At 53.6% G+C, this 24,471-nt stretch carries 22 protein-coding genes; 12 read left to right on the top strand and 10 right to left on the bottom strand.

Annotated features, from left to right (window positions below; genetic code table 11):
* The first annotated feature begins 67 nt into the window (after positions 1–67).
* The gene (locus SBO83_RS12795) at positions 68–676 is read left to right on the top strand and encodes a LysE family transporter (protein ID WP_396131768.1); all 609 of its coding nucleotides are present in this window, start codon (positions 68–70) and stop codon (positions 674–676) included.
* Positions 677–700: 24 nt separating this feature from the next.
* On the opposite strand, the gene SBO83_RS12790 is transcribed toward SBO83_RS12795, so the two are convergent.
* The 3 genes from SBO83_RS12790 to SBO83_RS12780 form a co-directional block, all read right to left on the bottom strand.
* A complete protein-coding gene (locus SBO83_RS12790; protein ID WP_034794420.1) occupies positions 701–1,249 on the bottom strand; it encodes an MltR family transcriptional regulator in 549 nt (182 codons plus the stop codon).
* Positions 1,250–1,388: 139 nt separating this feature from the next.
* On the bottom strand, positions 1,389–2,537 hold the full coding sequence (locus tag SBO83_RS12785; RefSeq protein WP_396131767.1) for a mannitol-1-phosphate 5-dehydrogenase: 1,149 nt from the start codon (positions 2,535–2,537) through the stop codon (positions 1,389–1,391).
* A gap of 87 nt (positions 2,538–2,624) precedes the next feature.
* Entirely contained in the window at positions 2,625–4,538 is a 1,914-nt protein-coding gene (locus SBO83_RS12780; RefSeq protein ID WP_353503741.1) for a PTS mannitol transporter subunit IICBA, read from the bottom strand.
* A 614-nt stretch (positions 4,539–5,152) separates the two neighbouring features.
* On the opposite strand from SBO83_RS12780, the gene SBO83_RS12775 reads away from it, so the two are divergent.
* From SBO83_RS12775 to SBO83_RS12765, 3 genes are all read left to right on the top strand, one after another.
* Complete coding sequence (locus SBO83_RS12775) at positions 5,153–7,462, top strand: pesticin C-terminus-like muramidase (RefSeq protein WP_396131766.1); 2,310 nt, start codon at positions 5,153–5,155, stop codon at positions 7,460–7,462.
* The gene (locus tag SBO83_RS12770) at positions 7,462–7,833 is read left to right on the top strand and encodes a lysozyme inhibitor LprI family protein (RefSeq protein WP_396131765.1); all 372 of its coding nucleotides are present in this window, start codon (positions 7,462–7,464) and stop codon (positions 7,831–7,833) included. Before SBO83_RS12775 ends, SBO83_RS12770 begins: the two co-directional genes overlap by 1 nt.
* A gap of 286 nt (positions 7,834–8,119) precedes the next feature.
* Positions 8,120–8,596 (top strand): lysozyme inhibitor LprI family protein, encoded by a 477-nt coding sequence (locus SBO83_RS12765; RefSeq protein ID WP_396131764.1) that lies wholly within the window; start codon positions 8,120–8,122, stop codon positions 8,594–8,596.
* 197 nt (positions 8,597–8,793) lie between these two features.
* On the opposite strand, the gene SBO83_RS12760 is transcribed toward SBO83_RS12765, so the two are convergent.
* The 5 genes from SBO83_RS12760 to SBO83_RS12740 all read right to left on the bottom strand — a co-directional run bounded on the left by SBO83_RS12760 (position 8,794) and on the right by SBO83_RS12740 (position 16,120).
* Positions 8,794–9,585: a DsbA family protein gene (locus SBO83_RS12760; RefSeq protein ID WP_353503742.1), complete on the bottom strand. Its 792-nt coding sequence runs from the start codon at positions 9,583–9,585 to the stop codon at positions 8,794–8,796.
* Between the two features lie 199 nt (positions 9,586–9,784).
* Entirely contained in the window at positions 9,785–10,507 is a 723-nt protein-coding gene (locus SBO83_RS12755; RefSeq protein WP_034794254.1) for a DUF3053 domain-containing protein, read from the bottom strand.
* Positions 10,508–10,952: 445 nt separating this feature from the next.
* Positions 10,953–13,022, bottom strand: a complete 2,070-nt coding sequence (glyS, locus tag SBO83_RS12750; protein WP_396131763.1) for a glycine--tRNA ligase subunit beta — start codon at positions 13,020–13,022, stop codon at positions 10,953–10,955.
* A 9-nt stretch (positions 13,023–13,031) separates the two neighbouring features.
* The gene (gene glyQ / locus SBO83_RS12745; RefSeq protein ID WP_034794259.1) at positions 13,032–13,946 is read right to left on the bottom strand and encodes a glycine--tRNA ligase subunit alpha; all 915 of its coding nucleotides are present in this window, start codon (positions 13,944–13,946) and stop codon (positions 13,032–13,034) included.
* A 164-nt stretch (positions 13,947–14,110) separates the two neighbouring features.
* A complete protein-coding gene (locus SBO83_RS12740; RefSeq protein ID WP_396131917.1) occupies positions 14,111–16,120 on the bottom strand; it encodes an autotransporter outer membrane beta-barrel domain-containing protein in 2,010 nt (669 codons plus the stop codon).
* Between the two features lie 208 nt (positions 16,121–16,328).
* Between SBO83_RS12740 and SBO83_RS12735 the strand changes: the two genes are divergently transcribed.
* From SBO83_RS12735 to SBO83_RS12720, 4 genes are all read left to right on the top strand, one after another.
* Positions 16,329–16,895 carry a DNA-3-methyladenine glycosylase I gene (locus SBO83_RS12735; protein WP_396131762.1) on the top strand — a complete coding sequence of 189 codons (567 nt, stop codon included), beginning with the start codon at positions 16,329–16,331 and terminating at the stop codon, positions 16,893–16,895.
* Positions 16,892–17,335, top strand: a complete 444-nt coding sequence (locus SBO83_RS12730) for an N-acetyltransferase (RefSeq protein WP_396131761.1) — start codon at positions 16,892–16,894, stop codon at positions 17,333–17,335. The genes SBO83_RS12735 and SBO83_RS12730 overlap by 4 nt, the downstream gene beginning before the upstream one ends.
* A gap of 238 nt (positions 17,336–17,573) precedes the next feature.
* A complete protein-coding gene (locus SBO83_RS12725; protein WP_396131760.1) occupies positions 17,574–18,236 on the top strand; it encodes an OmpA family lipoprotein in 663 nt (220 codons plus the stop codon).
* A gap of 85 nt (positions 18,237–18,321) precedes the next feature.
* Positions 18,322–19,359, top strand: coding sequence for a substrate-binding domain-containing protein (locus SBO83_RS12720; protein WP_396131759.1), 1,038 nt, complete (start codon positions 18,322–18,324; stop codon positions 19,357–19,359).
* Positions 19,360–19,419: 60 nt separating this feature from the next.
* Here the strand turns inward: SBO83_RS12720 and SBO83_RS12715 are convergent, their stop codons facing one another.
* Together SBO83_RS12715 and SBO83_RS12710 are read right to left on the bottom strand one after the other, a co-directional pair.
* On the bottom strand, positions 19,420–19,674 hold the full coding sequence (locus SBO83_RS12715) for a type II toxin-antitoxin system YafQ family toxin (protein ID WP_396131758.1): 255 nt from the start codon (positions 19,672–19,674) through the stop codon (positions 19,420–19,422).
* On the bottom strand, positions 19,646–19,933 hold the full coding sequence (locus tag SBO83_RS12710; protein WP_396131757.1) for a type II toxin-antitoxin system RelB/DinJ family antitoxin: 288 nt from the start codon (positions 19,931–19,933) through the stop codon (positions 19,646–19,648). Before SBO83_RS12710 ends, SBO83_RS12715 begins: the two co-directional genes overlap by 29 nt.
* A gap of 263 nt (positions 19,934–20,196) precedes the next feature.
* Here SBO83_RS12710 and SBO83_RS12705 point away from each other — a divergent pair, with 263 nt between their 5' ends.
* The 4 genes from SBO83_RS12705 (at position 20,197) to ghrB (ending at position 24,336) form a co-directional block, all read left to right on the top strand.
* On the top strand, positions 20,197–20,946 hold the full coding sequence (locus SBO83_RS12705) for a sugar phosphate isomerase/epimerase family protein (protein WP_396131756.1): 750 nt from the start codon (positions 20,197–20,199) through the stop codon (positions 20,944–20,946).
* 16 nt (positions 20,947–20,962) lie between these two features.
* On the top strand, positions 20,963–21,919 hold the full coding sequence (locus tag SBO83_RS12700; RefSeq protein WP_396131755.1) for a PfkB family carbohydrate kinase: 957 nt from the start codon (positions 20,963–20,965) through the stop codon (positions 21,917–21,919).
* 82 nt (positions 21,920–22,001) lie between these two features.
* Positions 22,002–23,270: an MFS transporter gene (locus tag SBO83_RS12695; protein WP_396131754.1), complete on the top strand. Its 1,269-nt coding sequence runs from the start codon at positions 22,002–22,004 to the stop codon at positions 23,268–23,270.
* Positions 23,271–23,358: 88 nt separating this feature from the next.
* Positions 23,359–24,336, top strand: a complete 978-nt coding sequence (ghrB, locus tag SBO83_RS12690) for a glyoxylate/hydroxypyruvate reductase GhrB (RefSeq protein WP_100936533.1) — start codon at positions 23,359–23,361, stop codon at positions 24,334–24,336.
* Positions 24,337–24,471: the final 135 nt, after the last annotated feature.

Raw genomic sequence — 24,471 nt, 5'->3', positions numbered from 1 at the left:
TGGTTCTGTTACCTAACTGACTGACTGTTTACTCTGGCGGTACAGATTTTTTCCCGAGGAACGCCCTATGCTGGACACCGCTTTTGTCAGTTACGTCACCGTCATGTCGATAACGCCCGGCCCGAATAACATTTTACTCGCCGCCTCTGGCGTGAATTTCGGCCTGCGCCGCACCGTGCCGATGATGCTCGGCATCACCCTCGGCTGCGTGATCCAATGCGCGCTGACCACCTCGCTTCTGGCGATTTTACTCAATTGGATGCAGGTGATCCGCCTGCCGATGGCGGTGTTGGGCTGCGCCTATCTCTTCTGGTTGTCGTGGAAGATTTATCGCTCGGGCACGCCGGGAGAAGGTGCGGAGCAAGCACCGATGAAGATGATCCACGGCGCGCTGTTTCAGGCGGTGAACCCCAAAGCCTGGCTGATGGCGACCAATGTGGCGATCCTCTTCACCCCGCGCGAAGGGGCATTGTTAAGCCATACCTTGATGATTTGTATCGGTTTCGCGCTGATCAACCTGCCGTGCATTCTGGTTTGGGTGGTGATGGGCGACCGTCTGCGCCAGGCCCTGCGGGTGACGTGGAAGCTGAAACTGTTCAACAGCATCATGGCCGGCCTGATGGCAATCACCGCCGTCTGGCTGATGTTTGACGAGTTACGCCATGCTTTTAACTAGCGCGTTTTCTAAGTAACAAAGGGATTAACGCTGAACGGGAGAGAGCCGCGACGGCTGCTGATTGCTGATATGAGCAATCAGCCCAGTAATGGAAAGCACCATGGTGGAACGGACAATTTGCTGATAGCGCTGCTGCTGCATGGCGATCAGGGATTCGTCGGCTTCACCGGGTTTGAGGAAGGTTGGCGCAGGAGGAAGTGCGGCTACGCAGTGCAGTTCGCCAAAGGGGCCAAGGATTTCATCGTCGGTAAAACGATAGTCTTCACCGTCATAATTTAACTCTTCGCGCAGCGCCATTAGCAGCTCGGCGTCTTCATATTCATGGCGGCTGATCACGCCCAGCGCATAAATCAATTTGAGCCTGACGGACAGATCGCCCAGCGGGCCGTTGCCGGTCAATAAAGGCTCGACGGCATATTTCACCGCGTAATCGTCTTTGCGGAATACTTGAATCACCAGAATATCCAGCGCTTCAGCCAGTAATTCTACGGCAGTCATCAAGAAGCTGCGCACAGATTTGCCTGCGTTCAGTTTTTCCAGTACCCGGTTTTCAAACGCCTGTGCTTTTTCCATCGAGTTACTTACGTTACGAATCGCGTCATGAATTACGGCTTCTGATGTGTCCATAGTCATCCGTGAGTCCCAGTGGTGCTTAAAGCTACAACGGCGCGAACCGCTGTAGCTCCATCACTTGGGCATTAATTTTTGAAAATTAGTGCTTTTTCTCGTAGATGCTCACGGCTTGCGCGACAACTTCGCCGTCTTCTGGCAGGCCTGAAACCTGGGCCAGCGCCGCTTTTGGACCGACTTTTTCCAGCAACTCTGCCCACTCTTTGGCTTGCTGATCTTCATCGCTGCGGTAGTGCATTGCGGCGGCGATACCGATCACCAAATTGTTGTGTGGCAGATTATATTCCAGTGTACCCAGCAGTGGCTTGATTAAACGATCGCCCGCGCTCAGTTTACGCAATGGCTGGCGGCCAACGCGCTCAACGTCGTCATGCAGATATGGATTTTCGAAGCGGGTAATGATTTTTTCGATGTAAGCGAAGTGCTTTTCCGGGTCAAAACCGTAGCGGTTGATCAGCACCTGACCACTCTCTTCCATCGCGCCGCGCACGACCAGACGGATTTTCTCGTCCAGAATCGCATCACGGATCGTCGCGTGGCCTGCCTGCTGGCCGAGATACGCGGTGATCGCGTGACCGGTGTTCAGGGTAAATAGCTTGCGCTCGACGAACGCCATCAGGTTATCCGTTGGCTCCATACCGGCGATTGTCGGCAACGGGCCTTTGAACTGGGTCTGATCGACAATCCACTCGCTGAAGGTTTCAACCGTCACTTCCAGCGGATCGGTGGTGCCCGCCGCAGCCGGAGGCACGATACGGTCAACGGCGGAGTCAACGAAACCGACGTGGGCTTCAACCCAGGCTTTCTCATCTTCCGGCAGTGCGTTGAACACGTGCTGTTTGAACTGGCTGGTGCCGCGCACCATGTTTTCACAGGCGATGATGTTCAGCGGAGACTCATTGCCCTGCTGGTGACGTAGAACCAGACCTTTCGCCACGTTCGGAGCGATTTTTTCCAACACGGTTGGGCCAACGGCGGTAGTCACCAAGTCGACTTTAGCGATCAGGTCGATAGCTTCCTGACCGGCGCTGTTGACCGCGTTAACGTTTTTCACTGGCTCGACGCTGGCCTTCTCGCCAACCACGTGCACGTCGTAACCATGACGGCTGTTCAAGGCTTCCAGCAGCACAGGGCTGACGTCAGCGAAGGTTAATTCAACTTGCGCATCGGCCAACAGTTTACCGATAAATCCACGGCCAATATTGCCCGCGCCAAAATGTAGTGCTTTCATAACAATATTTCCTTCGAGTCCGAATCAACAAGCGGGTCTCGAAAGACCCGCTTAGTAATACTCTCGACCGTTTCCCTTGTTGGCTGATTAGCCGCGAAGGATGGTCAGAACCTCTTCCACGCTGGTGGTGTTGGCCAGACGGTCAATTACGCCATCTTCATCCAGCGCCGTGGTCAGCTTGGTGATCACGTTGATGTGCTCATTATTACGCGCCGCGATACCAATAACCAGACGGGCTGAGTCATCTTCGTCATCGCCCCAGCGAATGCCCGCCGGGTACTGGCAGAACACGATACCGGTTTTCAGCACGCGGTCTTTCGCTTCGATAGTACCGTGCGGTACTGCGATAGATTCGCCGAGGTAAGTGGAAGTCAGCTGCTCACGGGCCAGCATCGCTTCAACGTATTCCTGCTGAACGTAACCGCCTTTCACCAGTTGCTCACCGGCGAAGCGAATCGCGTCTTCTTTATTGCTCGCCTGCAGGCCGAGGAAGATGTTGCTTTCGCTCAGGCGGAACAGGTGTTCGTTCTCTTGCTCACTCACCAGGCTGTCGCTCAGCGTGGTGTTCACTTTCTCTTTGTACTGGCTGGTTTTATTCACTTCAACCAGACGGGCAGTCAGATCAGTGTACAGGCCGCTGTCGAGGAAGTTAGTCAGTGAAATGTGCTGTGCGTGTGGCACTTGGCGCATTGCACGTTCGGTCAGGTCACGGTGGGTGATAACCAAGTCCACGTCGTCCGGCAGGCTGTTAATCGCGCTGTTGGTGACGCTGATGTTAGTCAGGCCAGCATCCTGCACTTTCTTACGCAGCACGCCTGCACCCATGGCACTTGACCCCATACCTGCGTCACAAGCCACGATGATTTTACGCACGGTAGACAGGTCACCAGCCACGCCAGCGGTAGAAGCTTTGCCGCCTTTAGACTGTGCTTTCATGTCTTGAACGCGGCGAGTGGCTTCGTCCAGATCGTCGCCCTCTTTCACTTTGCTGGTTTTCAGCAGGAAAGCAGACACGATGAAGGAGACCGCGAACGCCGCCACGATTGCCGCGATGTTAGCGAAGTAAGTGCCTTTTGGCGTCATAGCCAGAACCGCGAGGATAGAGCCCGGAGACGCTGGAGAAACCAGGCCGCCGTTCAATACGGTCAGGGTGAACACACCAGTCATACCGCCCAGAATTACCGCCAACAGCAGGCGCGGGTTCATCAGCACGTATGGGAAATAAATTTCGTGAATACCACCGAAGAAATGGATGATTGCCGCGCCGCCGGCTGACTGTTTAGCGCTGCCGCGACCGAAGAACATATAGGCCATCAGTACGCCCATACCCGGACCTGGGTTAGCTTCGATCAGGAAGAAGATTGATTTACCGGTTTCAGTCGCCTGCTGGATACCCAGTGGAGAGAAGATACCGTGGTTGATGGCGTTGTTGAGGAACAGGATTTTCGCCGGTTCAACAAAGATAGAAGCCAGTGGCAGCAGGTTATGGATAACCATGATGTGCACGCCAGCCGCCAACACTTTGGACAAGGCTTCAACCAGCGGGCCGATAGCTAAGAAGGCGAGGATCGCCAGCAGCATACCGATGATACCGGCTGAGAAGTTGTTAACCAGCATCTCGAAGCCGCTTTTGATTTTGCCGTCAACCAGACGGTCAAAGCGCTTGATACACCAGCCGCCCAGCGGACCTGCAATCATCGCACCGAGGAACATCGGCATGTCTGCACCGACGATAACGCCCATGGTGGTGATAGCACCCACCACGCCGCCACGGTCGCCGCCAACCAGACGTCCACCGGTGAAACCGATCAACAATGGCAGCAGGTAAGTGATCATCGGGCCAACCAGCTTCGCTAACGTTTCGTTAGGCAACCAACCCGTTGGGATGAACAGCGCCGTGATGATACCCCAGGCAATAAATGCCCCGATGTTAGGCATCACCATGTTACTCAGGAAGCGGCCAAAGTTTTGAACTCCGACCTTAACGTCTGGTGAAAACATAAAACGCACCCCTATTGATACGCGCTAACAATAAGAGCGCGTGATATCTGTTAATTATCGGTGACGGTTAATACGGTTTTCGTGCCACTGCTTTAAAAATCCGTCCGTCGAATTGCTGTCTGCGAGGCGGACTCTACCACGTGATTATGGCACCGCGTAGACGCTGCGCATTACGTGAGCAAGATCACGCAGCCCACCCCGTCACACCCCACTTTTTAGTGACTTTCATCACAAAACACCCCTGAAACTTAGGTACAACGAATAATTTTTGCGCGTTATCGCGCTTAAAATGTGATTAAAATCACAATTTTACTTTGTCGCTTTGTTATTAAAATGTGACATTCATCACAATTTATTTTTCGATGACGGCAAAAAATCTGTTCAAAAAGCGGCCAGCTGTACGAGCGCCGTCAATGAACCGGTTTACGAGGGGGAAGGTTGAAAGAAAATTACGGTCTGGGGAGGCAGAAATGCGCTGGGTACTACTGATATGTCCTCGACCCTCCCTCTAATGAGGTTATATGGCGTAGAACAACAAGCTTTAAAAAGTTTTTTGGTTTGAGATGGCGCCGAGTATGATTCTGGGGCAACCAAATTACCTCAAGGATTGAGTGATGAAAACGGAACTACCCGTGGAAGGGTATGCGTCAGCCCACGCGCTGATGGAAGCAATGCAAGGAACAAACGGCGATACGTTCTGGCTGGCGAAAGCAGAAGGTCACTGGCACGGCGGCATCCACCTCAAAGACAGCATTTCCGGAACGTCCGGTTTTCGAAGCATGACCGACGGCCATATCGTGGCCTACCGGCTGAATGACGACTACCTGAGAGCCCCTAGCGGGCCAAAAATGTTGAAATTCACCTCTACATTCATCCTCATCAAATCGACCTGCACACCCGACGCTGACAAACCGGCGGACGCGCTAGACTTTTATACCCTGTGGATGCAGCTCTCTCCGCTGTCAAAATACGGCGGTGATAGACCTGCTTTGGTCACCGCAAGCAGCCTTAAGGTCCGGCAGGTCAGCACGGACGGTAGCTGGGCGCGCGGCGGCATCCCCGCAGGCCATCCTGTCAATGCGTCTGGCGAGAATCTGTCCCTCTACGGCGCCCCCGTCGACAGCGGCGGCACGCTGCCTCGCGGCGCCGAGGTAGAAATACTGGAGGAGGCCAGTTTCTTCCTAAAGCGGCGCGCTTCTCCTTTTGTATTTGTCCGGGTGATTTCCGTCCCGTCGGGTAAAAACTCGTCGCTTGCGGTGGGGGAAACCGGCTGGGTGTCTGGACTGGGTAAATACCTGAAACGTCAGCCTTCAACCATTCCGGGTTGGATGCAAAAGGCGAAAGCCCGGGACGTGTTTAATCAGGTGGTAACACTGGCCGGTGATGACCTTATCGCCGTGACTGCGGGAGAAAAGATTGGCCACGCCGGAAACCATGAGTCGCCGGGCGTCGCGCCCTGTGCGTTTTCACACCTTGAGATATTTAGCCAGGACAGCCGCTTCCCCGATTTTGTGGAGAACAAAGCGGGCCTGAGTGTGGGCGAGAAGCTGCTCAGGTCAGAGGCGGGAAAAACGCTGTGGCGGTACCGCGAGCGAGAAAATCGCTTTGTTGCGATGGAAGGAGACTCGGCCCGCCAGACCGGCGACCGCCAATTTACCAAACTGACTGACGCGAAGAAGACCGAGGTTGACGGCCAGCTCTGGTACTTCATTGAGCAGGAAAACGGCTGGCTGCCTGCGTCGGATGTGACGGAGGTTGAACAGTACGATTTGTCTGCGCGGGGCTTTGTCATGCTGGTTCAGGAGGAGCCGCCGACGGACGTCACTAAAGGATTTCAGGAAAGCTGGCTGCGTGACGTTTATGGAAAGCTTGAAGTGCATTCGACGAAGCAGAATGGGATGTATTCGCTGAGCCTGACGGAGTACTACCAGACACGGCTGCGCAAGTGGGACTTAGACGGGGACCAGAAACTGTCCGGGTACGAGATATGGCGTGGTTTACACTGTCGTGAAAGCTGGTGCCGTGACATCGTGCAGCGACTGTTGGTGAAGCACCATAGCGAATGGTTGCACGACGCGGACTCCGCGCTATGGCGGCCGAGGCTGGCAGAGTTGTCGAAACGTTATCCCGCGATCGCACAGTACAATCACGCGCATATCAACGCACTGGTATGGATGAAAGAGGTGCCGGAAATTCGAAGCGCAGAGGCACTGTGGCACATGCATCCTTTGGTTTTTTTGGATGCGATTAGTAGCGATGATGAAATGGATTTCAAATGGTTGCACGTTCCCAAAGGGCAATTGACTTTTAACTCAGAGGGAAATGATATAGAGAATAGTATTTATTTTTCACGCCACCCACATGTTCCAAATAATAAAGGCATCGTCATTGGTGCATCTGGAGTTACATTCGGACGAGGCTTGGATCTTGGGCAGCAATCTGAAACCTATGTAAAGAATCTTTTTATAAAAATGGAACAACATACAAATCCATTATCTGCCAATTTAAAACAATGGCTGTTGGGGAGTGTAGGTAAGAAAGGGCCGGAAGCCTTAAGTTATTGCAACGACATAGATCAATACGTATCTAAGGGCGAGCAATATCTTACACGAAAACAACAGCATTATCTTTTCAACGCTGTCTATGAACATCAGTATGAGGTTACAAAGAGAGTCATAGCCAATGGCGCTGAAATCGACAATGTCAGATTCACTGCCAATATCGATACGCTCGAACAGGACTTACAGGATGTGTTAGTAGACTTGACGTTCAGAGGAGACAACTCTCCGCGTACAAGACGATACTTCATGAAGGACTTAACCGCAGGGAGAGGTCATTTCAAAGAGAACATTTCTAATTTATATTGGAAGGAAAATTTTGGTGTTCCAGTTGAGCGTTTTAATTCCAGGAAGGGGTATTTATAATGTTAATTTCTAAGAAAATGATATTTTCACTATTAATTGTATCTTTTATTGCACATGCAACATCTAAGGATGAGGAGTCAAATTATCTTGATATTAAAAGAAAATATACACAAGCAGACCATGAGTTAAACGAATTGTATAGTACCGAAATGCAGAAGTATAAAAAAGAAGGTGGTGATTTTTATGGGCAAGCCTTATCGAAAGATATGTTCCTGAAAAAATCCCAACAAATATGGATCAGATTTAGGGATGCAAGCTGTGATTATGAAACATACGAATCCCAGACTGGAACTGGATATCAAAGTATACACACTCAATGTCTTCTTGATAAAACGAATGAGCGCATAAAATACCTAAAAGAAAATAATTAGCATTCAGTTTTGGGATGAACGTGAAACACTTATCGGGGACCTCTGGCAATCAACAGAAAGGCCCCATTTTAAAATGCTTACAGCCTATAAGGGCTGCTCGTGAATTTCATGGTTAGAGCTAAGAGGAACGCCTGAAATACGGATTAATAGAAGTCCATATTTTAACATTAGAGCGACATCTCCAATAAGCTGCACTCAATGAAAAGACCCTTGATTGGAAAGGGCTCAGAGTGTTTGATAGACATGATGGAAGATGAAGCCAAATTATTTGAGGAAGAATATCTCAATGAAAAAATTAATACTATTATCGCTAATTAGCTTTTCTGCCTTGTCTTACGAAAACTGTACAAGTGAAAGTACTACAGCATTGGAAATATGTTCTTATAAAAATTATAAATCGGAGGATGTAATCCTTAATTATTTATATAACAAAATAGTTACATTGCTCCCTAAAATAAAAAATGAAGTTAAGAGAACTCAGATACTATGGATCAAAGCTAGAGATGAAATTTGCAAATATAGTCCTGATGACGGTGCAGAGTATAAGATAACTCAGAATGCATGTTTGTATCAGCAAACATACGAGAGAAATCGTGAACTAAAAGCAATAATCGACAAAGAGACTTATAAGAGAGAGATTGCTCAGCCCGAGCCACAACGTGAATGGAATAACTACGTTAAAAATCATTGTGAATTTATGGAAAAACAGTTCGCGGATAAGGGATGTATGGATAGAAATAATTTTCTTCATTCCGACCAGTAATGGAATAAGAGATTGGCAGAAAAGAGCTACTTGGACTCTCTGTTACGATTAAATACAGCCACTAACTTATATGATTTTTTCAAGGTTAGATCTAAGAATGTGTGACCAGAATATGGGTCCGATAATTCGGACACTCGAGCAACGCGAGAAAAAACATCAGGCCCCCGATCGAGGAGCCTGAAGATGTTAGCTGCGAGTTATTTACCCTGAGCTTTGACGATGGCGGCCTGTAACTCCTCGGCAGACACGGCACCTGGCAATACGGTGGTGTTTGCAGCGGTGGCGCCAGAGGTTGGCATCACGACGAAGCCCGGCGTGCCGCCGAAGCCTAAAGTACGCGCCAATTCGTCATTGGATGCCAGAGCTTCATGGGTCGCTTTCAGCTGTTCTGCGCTTGGCGTGCTGGCTTTCGCTGCTTTCACCGCGGCGGCAATATCCGCGTTGGTCAGCTTACCTTCGTCATGGCCAGTGCGATAAAGGCTGTTGTGATAGTCGAAGTAAGCCTGAGAGCCCTTCTCTTTCCACACTGCCATGCCGGTTTCAGCGGCCGTGATCGACTCTTTCCAACGATCGCCGAAGATTGGCCACTCTTTAAACACGAAACGCACCGTTGGGTTGGCCTTCACCGTTTGCTCTACCAGCGGGGCCATACGGCTGCAATACAGGCATTGGTAATCGAAGAACTCCACAAACGCGACTTTGGCATCTTTCGGGCCATAGCTTGGCGTCGCCGGGTCATTCACCAGCGCTTTGGCGTTAGCCAGCACGGCATCCTGAGCCTGTTGCTGCTGCTGGTCAGCCTGCTGGGCCTGCAACTTCTGGCTCACCTGCACCAAAATTTCTGGGTGCGCGACCATGTAATCGGCCGCAATCTTGCCAATCGCTTCTTGCTGAGCCGGGGTGAAATCGGCGGTGGTGGCATCAGCCGCCATCGCTAGCGTCGGGGTCATTACCAGTGCGGCCAGCAAAGTCATCGTCTGACGTTTCATTCATAGCTCCTTAATCGATAAAGTCGGGAAAGAGGAAAATGTATTGCTGAAAAGTAGAGTAAATCGCAGCCAGTTGCAGTTGAGAAATTGTTATTTTTTATAAATTTACAGATCCTGACGCTGGCGCAAGAGACAAAAAAGCCACGAGGTTTCCCACGTGGCTCGATTATTTAACAATAATTCAGCGAGTTACCAGAAATTAATGGCTGTAATCGCCTTGCGCGACTTTCTGCGCGCTGAGCAGCGTCTGCTGTTTGCCCACCAGATTCGACATCATGGTGTTGTACTGCGTTGCCTGCTGCTGAGTCGGGAATTGCACGCCGCCATTGGCGAAAGCCACCTGATTGCCCTGCTGTTGCAGGTAATCGCCCACGGCAATGATGTCCTGAGTGAAGCTGCTGAGCGCAGGCACCAGCGGTGTCAGCACGTTAGCCGGTTCGGTCACGACATTGGAATAAACCTGACCATAAACCGCTTTCAAATCATCCGGCTGCTTCAGCGCGGCCATCGCGGTATCCGCTTTATTCTTCGAGTCACGAATTTGCGCACTCAGAAGATTTAACGAACCCGCCGCCTGTTGCAGCGCAGAGCGTTGCGTCATGTAGTCCTGCGGAGCACGAATCTGACCAATGGCGCTAACCGCCGGCACCAGACCGCCTTCAACCGATGACTTCAGCTGACGCGAGAACGACAGAATGATGCCGTAATCGTTAGCGTAATTGCCGAACTTCTGTTTTTGATCTTCGCTCAGCGACGGCAGATTCTGCCCGCTGCGCATCACGGTATTTTGCAAATAATCGATAAAAGCTTTGCGTTGCTCCGGCTCTTTATCGCCGCATGCCGTGAGTTGAAACACGACCAGCAATGCCACAAACGGCGCTAACCAACGCCCGAATGCCCTGCTTCTGATCCCTACAGCCATGAGTCCTGACTCCTGATTTCAATGTTCTTTTTACCGGCCAGTTCCGTGCCGATCTGGGCTTTCCATGCGTGTAATAGAATAGAACATCTGGGGTGAGAACGCTTTTTAAAAAAGCGTGCAAAAGGGTTTAAATTCAACTTCAACGTCAAAACCGTGGGCCGCCACGCAAACTGTTCTGATCCTTCCCCAAAAAGGGGGGAAGGGATAAAACCAACGTCAATATCCTAAACAAAACAAACCGAAACGGCTCGGTTGAGAAGCCAGTAAGCCGCATTCAGAAGTGACGCCGAGCAAGAGGTGGAAAACCGCGTGGTAGCTTGCGTGGCAACGCAATGTCTTAAATTTAAACCTAAAATTTGCAATCAAAAAAAGAGGCTAGGTCACCAGACCCAGCCTCTCTCTCAACACTTAATCTTCAGCTTTCTAAAAGCTGAAAATCCCCTGCTTATTGAAGCAGAGAAATATCCGCGACTTGCAGGAACAGCTCACGCAGTTTGGACAGCAGCGTCAGGCGGTTCACACGAATGGCTTCATTCTCATCCATAACCATTACGGTATCGAAGAAGCTGTCGACGGTTTCACGCAGCGCGGCTAACTCCACCAGCGCTTCCTGATACTGGCCTGCTGCGAACAGCGGTTCCAGTTTGTCGCGCAACACCACCAGATGGGTCGCCAGCTTCAGCTCTGCCGCTTCTTTCAAGACTGAAGCGTGAACGTGGTCCAGCAGGGTGTCGGTAGACTTAGCAAGGATGTTGGAAACGCGTTTGTTGGCAGCGGCCAGCGTCGCGGCTTCATCCAGCGTACGGAAGTGACTCACGGCTTTCACACGGGCGTCGAAATCAGCAGGTTTGGTCGGACGACGCGCCAATACGGCCTGAATAGTGTCGACCGCGTGACCTTCTTCCTGATACCACGCGCGGAAACGGCCGAGCATGAAATCAACCACTTCATCCACAGCCTTGGCGTTAGTTAGCTTGTCGCCGTACAGGCGAACGGCTTCTTCGGTCAGGGTTTGCAGGTCGAGAGGCAGGTTTTTCTCAACGATAATGCGCAGCACGCCCAGCGCAGCACGGCGCAGAGCGAATGGGTCTTTATCGCCTTTTGGATGTTGGCCAATCCCGAAGATACCGGCCAGCGTGTCCATTTTGTCGGCGATCGCCAGCGCACAGGCCACCAGCGATTCTGGCAGTTGGTCGCCGGCAAAGCGCGGCTGATACTGCTCGTTCAGCGCCACGGCCACTTCTTCCGCTTCGCCGTCATGACGCGCATAGTGCATGCCCATCACGCCCTGAGTATCGGTGAACTCAAACACCATGTTGGTCATCAGGTCGCACTTAGACAGCAGGCCAGCGCGCTTGGCGTTCTCAACGTTGGCACCGATTTTATCGGCGATCCAACCTGACAACTCTTCGATACGGTCGGTTTTGTCACGCAGGGTGCCGAGCTGTTTCTGGAACAGAACGGTTTCCAGACGCGGCAAGTTATCTTCCAGACGCTTTTTCAGGTCGGTATTGAAGAAGAACTCAGCATCGGCCAGACGCGGACGAACCACTTTCTCGTTACCAGAAATGATTTGCTGCGGGTCTTTCGACTCGATGTTGGTCACGAAGATAAAGTTCGGCAGCAGTTTGCCCGCGGCGTCGTATACCGGGAAATACTTCTGGTCGCCCTTCATGGTGTATACCAGCGCTTCGGCAGGCACCTTGAGGAATTTCTCTTCGAACTTGGCGGTCAGCACTACCGGCCACTCCACCAGCGAGGCCACTTCTTCCAGCAGGCTTTCGCTCAGGTCAGCAATACCGCCAATCTCTTTGGCAGCTTTCTCGGCATCTTGCTTGATGAGGGCTTTACGCTGCTCATAATCGGCAACCACTTTGCCGCGCTCCAGCAAGATTTGCGGATACTGATCGGCATTGTCGATGGTGAATTCTGACTCGCCCATAAAGCGGTGGCCGCGAATAGTGCGCGCAGACTCGATGCCCAGAATGGTGCCTGGGATCAGCTCATCGCCCAGCAACAGGGTTACGGTGTGAACCGGACGCACAAACTGCACGTCGGAGTCGCCCCAGTGCATCAGTTTAGGGATTGGCAGCTTGGCCAGCGAGTTAGCGACCATCGGTGCCAGCAGGTGTTGCGCGCTTTCGCCTTTGACGTGCGCACGGTAAACCAGCCATTCACCTTTGTCAGTCACCAGACGCTCGGCCTGATCGACAGTAATACCGCAACCGCGCGCCCAGCCTTCGGCCGCTTTGCTCGGTTTGCCTTCGGCATCGAAAGCCTGAGACACGGCCGGGCCGCGTTTTTCGACTTCGCGATCGGCCTGAGTGGCGCTCAGGTTGGAGACTTTCAGCGCCAGACGGCGCGGTGCTGCGAACCATTTTACGTCGCCGTGTGGCAGATTTGCTGCATCCAGCTCCGCAGTCAGGTTAGCCGCAAAAGATTCAGCAAGGCTACGCAGAGCCTTCGGTGGCAGTTCTTCAGTACCGATTTCCACCAGAAAAGTTTTTTCAGTCATCACTGTTTCTCACTTCTCGTTCTTTTTGCACATCGGGAAGCCCAGCACTTCGCGGGAAGCGTAATACGCCTCAGCAACCGCTTTAGTCAGGGTACGGATGCGCAGAATGTAGCGCTGGCGTTCAGTCACGGAGATGGCTTTACGCGCGTCCAGCAGGTTAAAGCAATGCGCCGCTTTCAGAATGCGTTCGTAAGCAGGCAGTGCCAGCGGCTTCTCAAGAGCCAACAGGGTTTGCGCTTCTTTCTCATGCTGCTCGAAACAGGTGAACAGGAAATCAACGTCGGCGTATTCGAAGTTGTAAGTCGATTGCTCAACTTCGTTCTGATGGAACACGTCGCCGTAGGTGGTTTTACCCAGCGGGCCGTCGCTCCAGACCAGGTCGTAAACGCTGTCTACGCCCTGAATGTACATCGCCAGACGCTCCAGACCGTAGGTAATTTCGCCGGTCACAGGCTTACATTCCAGACCGCCAACCTGCTGGAAGTAAGTGAACTGCGTCACTTCCATGCCGTTCAGCCACACTTCCCAACCCAGACCCCATGCGCCAAGCGTTGGGTTTTCCCAGTTGTCTTCAACGAAGCGGATGTCGTGGATCAGCGGGTCAATACCCAGCTCTTTCAGCGAGCCGAGGTACAGCTCCTGTATGTTGTCCGGGGAAGGTTTGATCATCACCTGGAACTGGTAATAGTGTTGCAGGCGGTTTGGGTTCTCACCGTAGCGACCGTCAGTCGGGCGGCGTGACGGCTGGACATAGGCTGCCGCAAAAGGCTCAGGGCCGAGTGCGCGCAGGCTGGTCATCGGGTGCGAGGTACCCGCGCCGACTTCCATATCCAGTGGTTGAACAATGGTGCAGCCCTGCTGCGCCCAATAATCCTGAAGTGTCAGGATCAGGCCCTGAAAGGTCTTGGTATCAAACTTTTGCATGTTGGTTTCGCACGCGAGACAGTGAGTTTAAAAGAGTCGGACAGTATACCCGCTGAGCGGAAGATAATCAGCCAGAATCCCTACTGACATGAAGATCTGATTCTTTTTGATAAAACAGGGGCTGATGATCGCTCATCAGCCCCTGTTGATGACTCACTTAATGCTTAGAACCTTGCACTGATACCCGCGTTGTATGACGTCTGCTCGCCAGAATCCAGTCCAGTGGTCTGGGAAACGGCGGCGAAGGCCGCGACGCTGTCGGTTATCTGCACGTTGGCGCCGAGGGTCATATCCACCCAGTCTTTATCCTGATCTTCCGTGGTGCGGCTAAAGCGCGTGCGGGTCGATTTAATCGCGCCGGTGGCGGTGTAGTTGTTATCACCGAACTGACGGTCATAGGTGACCTGCGCATACGGGTTGACGATGCCCAGCTGCGCGTTCAGACGCCAGCCCAGCGCGCCAATCTGCGAGTGGGAGGTCTGGTCGCCAAAGCGCATTGAGGTGCTGGTGTTGTCCTTCTCGGCGTAGCCGTTCACGCTGCTGTAATCCCAGCTGTATTGCGCCACCGGGCCAGTAGTCAGCACCGGTAGCACCGGGATATCCCAACCGGCGGTCACGCGCCCGCCGATGTTTTTACCGTCGGTATCGCCCTGCTCGGTGCGGGTCGCCGGGCCGAGGGTGATGCTGCGCTTGATGTCGTCATAGTTCAGCGAGCCATAGTGGAAATCGCCGTTGATCCAGCCGTTTTCGGCGATTTTCACTCCGGTGAAGGCCGTCGCCATCCAGCCACGCGTGCGATAGCTGTAGTTGTCGGTCGGGTCCTGCTTGTCGCTGGAGCCGGAGATCATCAGGCCCATCATCCAGTTGTCGGTCAGCTGATAATCCAGCCCGATGTTGCCGGAGTTGGTAGTGGTATCGCCATTACTCAGGGACGAATTCGCTTTATTATCAAAGTGCTGCCCGGCATAACCGCCGAACATGCCGAAGGTACCGGCTTTGTTATCCTGCGTGCGCAGCTGCTGGTAGCGGCTGTCGAGCAGCCCTTGGGTATTACGCGCTAAGGCCAGTGAACCTTGGTTTAGGGCGGTGACTTCCAGCGGCCCGTTGATCACCGACTGCATATACTGTGCGATCAGCGCGTGGGCCTGCGGCGTTGGGTGGAAGTGGTCGGCAAACAGGAAGTTTTTGCTGCTGTCGAAGCCCGGCAGGTTCGAGGTACATTCTGACGCCGAGGTGCCGACCGGACAGGCGGTGCCCGCGGTGTTAGCGAAACCGTACATCGCCGGGTTGGCGATCACTTCGTTGAACAGGCCGTTGATGTCCACGCGCGCGATGTTGCCGCCGGTTTTCGCCAGCGCGATATCTTCGGTGGTGTTGTAGGTTTCAGTCAGCCCTTCCGCTACGCCGCGCAGCGCGTCATAGGCGGCAATCATCCCCTTCGACACCAAGTCCTGCACGATCTCCGAGTCCAGCCCGGCGGTAGTCGAGGCCTTTAACGCGTCGTGGATGGCCTGAGTACGGGCATCGGTGCTCGGGGTGTTTTGCGCGTTGAGGTACTTATAGGCTGCTTCCAGCGCCTGCTGCTGCACCGGCAGCATGCCGACCTGAATAATGCCTTCCATCAATACCGGCGTCAGGCCGATGTTCGGCACCGTCGGCACCACCACGGTTCCTGCTCCGGCTTTCAGTAAGTCATTAACCTGCGAGGCGGCCTGAGTCGCGCTGTTAGTCGCAATATCCAAGGCTTTTAATGGGTTAAGCGCTGCAGCCGCCAAGTCATTGCCGCCAATCCAGTGGATATACAGGCCATTCGGATCGGCTTTGCCGCCGGTCGAGGCCAAATAGTTTTTCACCTGATCCTGCGTGGTGTAGTCGGAATCCAGCCCCGGCACGGCCACGCCGCCGCCTTCGGCATAGTTCAACCCGCCTTTGGAAGAAGGCGTTAAGGTGGTGCCGATATTGCCAGCCAGAATTTCGTCATAAAGCTGATGGGAGCTGCTGTCGAAGGTCCAGCGGCCGATATTTCCGGTGTCGCTCAGGCTGTCGCCGAACACATAAAGTTGGTCATAGGCATGGGCTGAGGCGCTGGTGCCAAGCAGAATGGCAGTAGCCAGAGCACATCGGGTCAGGCGTGAAAGAGGTTTTTTATTCTTATCCATCAGGTGTTGGCTCATCATCATGTTTTCCATCATCAACGAGAAGGTCGAAGACCCATCTGTATGTAAGGATTGCGTAATTTGTGGTGTTGACTATGGTTCAGAATGCCGGGGAGTCAAGGATGAGAACGCAAAAGCGGGAAGTTGCAGAGTAGTCTCATCAAGTTGCAGACTCGCCCCATTAGTAGGACTATGGGCCACCGCCATGACGATAAGGATTAACGTAATGACACGATGTAGTTGGGTATCCAAAGAACCCATTTATCTGGAGTATCACGACAAAGAATGGGGCGTTCCGGTGAAAGATGGCCGCGAACTGTTCGAAATGTTGTGTCTTGAGGGCCAGCAGGCCGGCCTTTCCTGGATAACCGTGTTGCGTAAACGCGAGAATTATCGCCGCTGTTTTCACAATTTCGACCCGGTTCGCATCGCAAAAATGAGCGATGAGGATGTCGAAACGCTGGTGCTGGATGCGGGCATCATTCGCCATCGCGGTAAAATCAAAGCCATCATCTCCAATGCGCAGGCCTATTTGGCGATGCAAGCCAACGGCGAAGAGTTCTCCGCCTTCATTTGGCAGTTTGTCGATAACCAACCGGTCATCAATAACCCTCTCGGCCCAGAAGGCATTCCGGCCAAAACCGCCGTGTCTGATAGCATGTCCAAAGCATTGAAGAAGAAAGGCTTTAAGTTTATCGGCTCGACCATTTGCTATGCCTTTATGCAGGCCGCCGGGCTGGTGAACGATCATCAATCTTACTGCTTCTGCCACCCTAAAAACCGCCCGGCATGATCCGCCTCGCCGCGCCCGACGACACGCAAGCCATTATGCTGCTATGGCTGAAAAGCACCCTCGCCGCCCACCCCTTTATCGAGGAGTCGTACTGGTTCGAGAGTGCCGCGATGGTGCGCGAAGAGTTCTTACCTAAAGCAATAACCTGGGTTTCTTGCGACGCGTCGGGAGAGATCGAGGGTTTCATCAGCGTGCTTAACAAGCAGTTTATTGGTGCGCTGTTCATCAAGGAAAGCCTTTATGGTCAAGGTGTTGCTCAACAGTTGATGCAGCAAGCCAAGGCTAATTTCCCACTGCTGCTGTTAGAGGTTTACCAACAAAATCACCGCGCGGTGGCGTTTTATCGCAAAGAGGGTTTTTTGGTGGTCAATGAAACAACTCATCCCGGTACTTCTCTCCCCACTTGGGTACTGCGCTGGCAAAAGCCTTTAGCGCCGTAGTAAGTTTTAAAAAGTTCCGTAATAATCCGCAGAAGTGACAAAAAAAGAGAACCGGAATTCTCCTACTGCTTAACGCAGCAAAATTCCGCATAAAGAGCGCCAGAACGCCGAAATCCCTATGACAGCCGGTTTCATTTCTTTATGTTTTGACACCTTTTTATGTGCAACTTATGACGAATTGCGGCGTCATAATCAAAACGATTCGGCTTGAAATAAAACATCCCTAAAGGAAATTAAGATGAACAGAAAACTTCTTGTGGTCGCGGGCGTACTTTGCGTCACTATGGGCCTGTCAGCCTGTACCACCAACCCGTACACCGGCGAATCTGAAGCAGGAAAATCAGGCATCGGCGCAGGTCTTGGGGCCGCACTGGGCGCGGGCGTAGGGATGCTTTCATCATCTAAACATGACCGCGGCAAAGGCGCACTGATTGGCGCAGCGGCAGGCGCAGCACTGGGCGGCGGCGCGGGTTATTACATGGATGTGCAGGAATCCAAACTGCGTGACAAAATGCGCGGTACCGGCGTTAGCGTGACCCGTCAGGGCGACAACATCGTGCTGAACATGCCAAATAACGTCACTTTTGACTCCAACAGCAGCACCCTGAAACCGGCCGGTGCCAACACCCTGACCGGCGTGGCGATGGTACTTAAAGAATATCCGAAAACTGCCGTTAACGTCGTCGGCTACACCGACAGCACCGGCACTCGCGCGCTGAACATGAAACTGTCCCAGCAGCGTGCTGACGGCGTAGGTAGCGCGCTGATCACCCAAGGGGTGGATGGCAGCCGCGTGCGCACTCAGGGCGCAGGCCCGGACAACCCAATCGCCAGCAACAGCACCGAACAGGGCAAAGCGCAGAACCGTCGCGTAGAAATTACCCTCAGTCCGTTGCAGTAAGTGGTATCGATTTGGTAATTACGGGGCCTAATGGCCCCGTTTTTTATGCTAGTCTCCTGTGGTTATGCATTTTGAGGAAAAGGTTGTGAGCAGAAAAAAGGAGCCGGGCAACGCCGTCCGCGCCACGATACGTGATGTCGCCAGTGCGGCTAAAACCGGTAAAACCAGCGTTTCACGCTATCTGAATGGCGAAAAGAATCTGCTTTCCGACGATCTGAAAGAAAGGATTGAGCGGGCCATTACCTTATTGGATTACCAGCCAAGCCAGATGGCGCGCAGCCTGAAGAGTGGGCAAACGCGCTTAATCGGCCTGATTCTGGCGGATATCACCAACCCCTATTCTGTCGAAGTGATGCGCGGCGTCGAAGCCGCCTGCCGCCAGCAGGGCCTGACGTTGCTGGTGTGTAATACCAACAATCAGCTCGACCAAGAAAAGCACTATCTTCAGCTGCTCAGCAGCTATCGGGTCGATGGGATGGTGGTCAACGCGGTGGGTATGCGCGAAGCGGCGATTTCGACGCTGCAACAGGCCCAACTGCCGATGGTACTGATTGACCGCAAAGTGGAGAACTTCTCCTGCGACGTCATCGGCCTAAACAATGCTCAGGCCACCACCGAAGTCACCGAACACCTGCTGGAGCAAGGCTTTGAGGCCATTTTGTTCCTCAGCGAGCCGATGACGGTCAACACTCGTCTTGACCGTCTACACACCTTTCTCAAACGCATGCAGCGCGAGCCGGACCGCATTGCCGAACAGGGCGAAGTGGAGCTTAGCGACACCGCCGGTCTGGAAGCTTTGCTGCACGATTTCGTCTCCCGCCACCCGCACAAATGCAAAGCCGTGCTGGCCGCCAACGGCGCCATGACGCTGCTGGTCGCCCGCGCCATGCGCCGGATGGAGCTGGTATGGGGTCAGGACATTGGCCTGTTAGGCTTCGACGAACTGGAATGGGCCGAGCTGGCGGGCGTGGGCATCACCACCCTGAAGCAACCCACCTATGATATGGGCGTCGCGGCGCTAGAGCAGTTGGTCACCCGCATTCAGGGCAGCCAAGACCCTATCCGCGAGCAAGCCTTCGCCGGAGAACTGATTGTGCGTGGTTCGACATTAGGAATGAATTGATCAGCCGAATAGCTCGCTGTGCGTACCTAAGTGAATGTATGTCAGCAGGTTTTGTGCCTCTCAGACTTTGTAAACCAGCAGAAAATCTCCCTCAATATGAAGCTCACGGGCCTTATCCCACTCTGCACCTTTAAGCTCATGGTCGAGATACTCTGCCGGGAGTGGATTGCCCATGTAAAGCAGGCCCATAACGGTTCGAACAGCGTTCATGTTATGCCGGCCTGCATTGTTGTAGCGCGTCCAGGCTTTCTCAAAAGTACGTGTATAGGCCACGCAGCGCGGTAGTTTAGCTCTTTTGCTGACCTTCGATTTCATGGTTCATTCCTTTGAACATATCTTCCAATGAGCTGTGCAGCTCCTTTCCTGAAGCCTCGATTTCCGCTGTTTCTTTTAACGCGGTCTTCATACTTTCGGACGGATATCTCCTGACCTCAAATGGCAGCCCTCCTGACTTAACCACTTGTTCGAGAAACAGCCTGATTGCCGTGCTCACGTTCAGCCCACAATCATGCAGAACCTCGGCCGCTTCGCGCTTAAGCTCCTCTGACACGCGGGCTTTGATACTGGTTTCCATAACGCCTCCGGTAATTTGTGGGCACAATGAGTCCACACATACTGTTGAGCATATACCCTATTGCTGTGAAATCCAGTTTTTACTTCGTGAGCGGGATCATACTTTTCAGCCTTACGACTTTCGAATGGTACCGGTCCCAATTACTGTGGAAAAGGCGTTAAAAAGGTGCAGCAAGTGCTTAACAAAAATCGGCACTGCGTTTAACCGTCTAAAATTGAACGTTGACCCACGTGACTGGGCCATTTCTAACAAGGATCATCAAGATGAAAAGAGACATTGTGGTAGTGATGGCGGCCTATGGGAACGACAACGTGAAGGCGCTGGGCGGCCAGGCGGAGCTGCTATCGGTGGTTGCCGACGCCGGTGCCGATGGCGTAGAAATTCGTCGCGAACTGTTTGATGACGCCGACTTTAATTCCCTGTCCGAATTGGCCGAAAAGATCCGCCAGAAAAATTTATTTACGGTTTATTCGGTACCGGAATCCCTGTTTGTCGAGGGTGGAAAAGTGAACCCGTCGCTGGCGACCTTTTTAAAAGAAGCCGAAACGCTAGGCGCGCGCAGCTTGAAATTGGCACTGGGCCATTTCAACGTGGGCGCAGACCTGACGCCGCTGAAAGTCACGCTGGACGCCAGCCCGGTGAAACTGGTGGTGGAAAATGACCAGACGTCGGATTGCGGCATTTTGTCATTGATGAACTCGTTTATGTTTGCCGCCGAGTCCCGCCATTTACCTCTGGCGATGACGTTCGACATGGCTAACTGGCTGTGGGTCGGGCAAGACCCGATGGCCGCCGCCGATCGCCTGGCGAGCCATGTGGGCTATGTCCACGTTAAAGCCGCCGAAAAACGCGGTGACAAGTGGCACGCCGTGGCCCTCGACGACAGCGATGGCAGCTGGAAACCTTTGCTGGCGAAGCTACCGCAGAACGCGCCGCGCGGCATCGAATTCCCACTGGTGGGCGAAGATCTGACCGCCGTGACGCGCCACTATGTGGATTTACTCCGCGACTAAGCCAAGGAGCAATAAGATGTCGAAACTGTCGCAACCCGACGCGCTGGATGTGGTCACCGTCGGCGAAGCTATGGCGATGTTTGTCGCTTGTGAAACCGGTCCTCTCGAGGACGTCAGCCATTTTACTCGTCAGGTGGCGGGGGCGGAGTTGAACGTGGCGATCGGCCTGTCGCGCCTCGGGCTGAAGGTCGGCTGGGCCAGCCGCGTGGGTGATGACGTGTTTGGCCGCTTTGTACTTAAGCAGTTGGAAAAAGAGCAGATTAACGCCGGGCAGGTGACGGTGGATAAGCGTTTTCCGACTGGCTTCCAGCTCAAATCCAAAGAGCTGGGCGGTAAAGATCCGCGCGTCGAGTATTTTCGCAAAGGCTCGGCGGCCAGCCATCTGTCGGTCGCAGACTTCAATCCGGACTACTTCGGCGCCGCGCGACATTTGCACCTGTCCGGCGTCGCCGCTGCGCTGTCGGATACCTCTCTGGCACTGTCGAAATTCGCCGCCAGCGAGATGCGTAAAGCAGGCAAAACCATCTCGTTTGACCCCAATCTGCGCCCAATACTGTGGAGCAGCGAGGAGACAATGCGCAAAGAAATTAATGCCTTAGCCTTTGCCGCAGACTGGGTTCTGCCCGGCCTTGGTGAAGGCCAGCTGCTGACGGGTCAACAGACGCCAGAGGGCATCGCCGACTTCTACCTCGAGCAAGGTGTGAAAGCCGTGATCATCAAAACCGGCGCGGACGGCGCGTGGTTTAAAAGCGCCAGCGGCGAGCAGGCTGACGTTGCGGCCTGCAAAGTGGAAAACGTGGTGGATACCGTCGGCGCTGGCGACGGTTTCGCGGTTGGGCTGATTAGCGCCCTGCTGGAAGGATTAAGCCTTGAGCAAGCCGTGAAGCGCGGCAATAAAATTGGCAGCCTGGCGGTGCAGGCGGTGGGCGATAGCGAAGGATTGCCGACCCGCGAGCAACTGGGCCAAGCCTAAAATACCCTGTTTGCTACACTTAGTTAGCACCCTATATAACATCAAATAATACTAATCAGTCGCGAAACTGAGGATAAAAGTCATGAACGAAGCCAAAATTGCCATCAGACGATGGTGGTATATCATGCCCATCGTGTTTATTACCTACAGTCTGGCCTATGTCGATCGCTCGAACTTCAGCTTTGCCTCGGCCGCGGGCATCAATGACGACCTTGGCATCACCAAAGGCATGTCTTCCCTGCTCGGCGCACTGTTTTTCCTCGGTTATTTCTTCTTCCAAATTCCCGGCACGATTTACGCCGAACGGCGCAGCGTCAAAAAACTGATCTTCTGGTGCCTGCTGCTGTGGGGCGGTTTTGCCTCGCTGACCGGCGTGGTCAACAACATCCCGATGCTGGCGGTGATCCGTTTCGCCCTCGGCGTGGTAGAAGCCGCCGTGATGCCCGCCATGCTGGTGTATATCAGTAACTGGTTCACCAAATCCGAACGTTCGCGGGCCAACACCTTCCTGATTTTGGGTAATCCGGTCACCGTGCTGTGGATGTCAGTGCTCTCCGGCTATCTGATCCACGCCTTCGGCTGGCGCGAAATGTTCATCTTCGAGGGCATTCCGGCGGTGATCTGGGCCTTCTGCTGGTGGTTCCTGGTGAAGGACAAACCGGAGCAAGTGAGCTGGCTGTCGCAGGACGAAAAACAGGCGCTGGCCGCGCAGTTGGCCAAGGAGCAGGAGGGCATCAAGGCCGTGCATAACTACGCGGAAGCCTTTAAGTCGCGCAATGTGATTTTACTCTGCATGCAATATTTTGCGTGGAGTATCGGGGTTTACGGCTTCGTGCTGTGGCTGCCGTCGATTTTACGCAGCGGCATGCAGATGGGCATGGTGGAAGCCGGCTGGCTCTCCTCGGTGCCTTACCTGGCGGCGACCATCGCCATGATCCTGGTGTCATGGGCGTCGGATAAAATGCAAAACCGCAAAATTTTCGTCTGGCCGCTATTGCTGATTGGCGCGCTGGCGTTCTTCGCGTCGTGGGCGATTGGGCCGAATAATTTCTGGATCTCCTACTCGCTGCTGGTGGTCGCCGCCGCCGCGATGTATGCGCCTTATGGCCCCTTCTTCGCCATCATCCCTGAGATGCTGCCGAAAAACGTCGCCGGTGGCGCGATGGCCTTGATTAACAGCCTCGGCGCGCTCGGCTCTTTCTTCGGCTCATGGTTCGTCGGCTACCTCAACGGCAACACCGGCAGCCCGGCGGCCTCTTTCATTTTCATGGCCGTCTCCCTGCTGGTGTCCGTGATACTGACCCTGATGGTGAAGCCGGAACGCGATGCCGCCAAGCCGCAGTCGGCCTAAGCCTGTGCTATGTTTAGACATTACCTTTAAATCGCTATTCCAGCCATTTCAATAGGTTGGGTACATTCATTCGTTTCTGGAGTCCGTAATGAAGCCGTCTATCGTTTTATACAAAAAACTACCTGCCGACCTGCATCAACGTCTGGAAGAGCATTTTTCAATTGTTGAATTCGACGGAATTAATGAAGGAAACCGCGCCAAGGTGTTCGATGCCTTGCAACAGGCTGAAGGGCTGATAGGCTCGGGCGGTGCGGTGAACAAAGAACTGCTGGACCACGCTCCGCGCCTGCGCGGCGTATCCACCATTTCCGTGGGCTATGACAATTTCGACGTAGACGAGCTGACTCGCCGCGAAATCCCGCTGATGCACACACCGACTGTGCTGACCGACACCGTGGCCGACACCGTGATGGCGCTGGTGCTCTCCACCGCGCGCCGCGTGGTCAACGTGGCCGAGCGCGTCAAAGCGGGCGAATGGACCAGCAACATCGGCGCGGACTGGTTTGGCGTTGACGTGCACCACAAGACTATCGGCATTATCGGCATGGGCCGCATCGGCATGGCGCTGGCCCAGCGCGCCCACTTCGGCTTCGACATGCCGGTGCTGTACAACGCCCGCAGCCAGCATAAAGCGGCGGAAGAGCGTTTTGGCGCGAAAAAGTGCGAGCTGGACGAACTGCTGGCTAAATCTGATTTCGTCTGCGTGCTGCTGCCGCTGACTGACCAGACCTTCCACACCATCGGCAAAGAGCAGCTGGCGAAGATGAAATCCAGCGCGATTCTGATCAGCGCCGGTCGCGGCCCGGTCATTGATGAAAAGGCGCTGATCGCCGCGCTCAAGGACGGCACCATTCACGCCGCAGGCATGGACGTGTTCGAAACTGAGCCTCTACCGAAAGATTCTCCACTGCTTAGCCTGCCGAACGTCGTCGCGCTGCCACACATTGGCTCCGCCACTCATGAAACCCGCTACGGCATGGCCGCCTGCGCGGTGGACAACCTGATTGCCGCCCTGACCGGCGATGTGAAAGAGAATTGCGTCAACCCGCAGGTTCTAAATAAGTAATTTTTTCCGCCTTTTCTGCTGTAAAAACCGCACCACTTCACCTCTCCCTTCGCCTTGCGCGGGGAGAGGAATTCATGCAAAAACCTGCACCTGATTGCACTGTTTTAAAGCAAGCGTTAAGGTGGTCATCACATT

This window comes from Ewingella allii (genome assembly GCF_044430645.1).
Lineage (GTDB): Bacteria > Pseudomonadota > Gammaproteobacteria > Enterobacterales > Enterobacteriaceae > Ewingella > Ewingella allii.
The sequence above is the reverse complement of the archived record's forward strand: the minus strand, read 5'-3'. Positions and strand labels throughout refer to the sequence as shown.